A 1424-nucleotide genomic window follows, 5' to 3' on the forward strand; every position below is an offset into this window, starting at 1 on the left:
TAACTGGCAGCATTCCTGTAATGAAGAAATATGAGGTTTGAATATAAAAAAGCCCCTTGGTAAGATATGAGTGTCCAAAGCTTGGCGGCAAAAAGGACACAAACAAATTACCAGGAGGCTATTTAAATGAATTATAACCAAAATGAAAAAATTGCTCAAATTACTTCTCAAACATTAATTATAGGTGTTGATATTGCTAAATACAAGCATGTGGCAAGAGCTCAAGACTTTAGAGGTTTAGAATTTTCGGCACCCTATTACTTTGAAAATTCAAATTCTAGCTTTAACTGTTTCATAGAATGGATTAAAAATTTAATGGATCAAAACAAAATGGAAAAAGTGATTGTAGGAATGGAACCGACAGGTCACTATTGGCTTAATTTAGCTCACTTTCTTAAAGAAAAAAATATTAAATTTGTAGTTGTAAATCCTATGCATGTAAAGAAGAGTAAAGAGCTGGATGATAATTCTCCAACGAAAAATGATGTAAAGGATGCAAGAGTTATTGCACAGTTGGTCAAAGACGGGAGATATGCTGAACCGAATATTCCGCATGGAGTTTATGCAGAACTTCGAGTGGCTCGAAAAATACGTAATCTCCTAGCTGTTGATCTTCAAGCAGTTCAGGGGCAAGTCCATAATTGGATAGACCGCTACTTTCCAGAATTCCTTACGGTATTTAAAGATTGGGAAGGTAAGTCGGCGATCCAATTATTAAAACTAAATTTATTGCCTCATGAGTTAGTGAACCTTTCGGAACAAGAAATATTAATACATCTTCGAAAAGCTGTTAAACGTGCAGTTGGAATCGGTAGAATAAAAGAACTAAAGCAGGTTGCCACTGATTCTATCGGCATTCGTGAAGGTTCGGGTATGGCTAAATTAGAGCTAAGCACGTTAATAGACAAATATGAGCTTATAAAGGAAAAGTTCGAAGAACTGGAATCTAAAATAGATAAACTTCTTGAACAAATTCCTGGTGTTGAACAAATGTTGGCGATTAAGGGAATAGGGAAAGACACGGTTGCAGGCTTTTATGCGGAGGTTGGAGACTTAGGCAACTACACCCACCCTAGACAGATTATCAAATTGGCTGGGCTGAGCCTGAAGGAAAATACATCTGGAAAGCACAAAGGACAAACCAAAATTACCAAGAGAGGAAGGAAGACTTTAAGAGCACTCCTCTTTCGGGTGGCAATGCCTTTGGTCGCTAAAAATAAAGCTTTTAAAGCATTACATGAGTATTTTACAAAACGCCCAAATAATCCATTAAAAAAGATGCAATCGTTGATTGCAATATGTAACAAGCTTATACGAATTCTGTTTACCATCGGTAAAAAGCAGTGTGAATTTAGTGAAGAACGTATGTTAAGGGACATTCCTCATATGGCGGAATTACAGATAGCAGCTTAAATTTCTTTTAG

Annotated in this window: 1 protein-coding gene; it reads left to right on the plus strand. The window is 36.4% G+C overall.

Annotation, left to right across the window (positions count from 1 at the left end; genetic code table 11):
* Positions 1–126: 126 nt before the first annotated feature.
* Complete coding sequence (locus J2S10_RS27350) at positions 127–1413, plus strand: IS110 family RNA-guided transposase (protein ID WP_307414353.1); 1287 nt, start codon at positions 127–129, stop codon at positions 1411–1413.
* The last annotated feature ends 11 nt before the right edge of the window (positions 1414–1424 follow it).

The sequence above is a fragment of the Neobacillus ginsengisoli genome, from assembly GCF_030813055.1.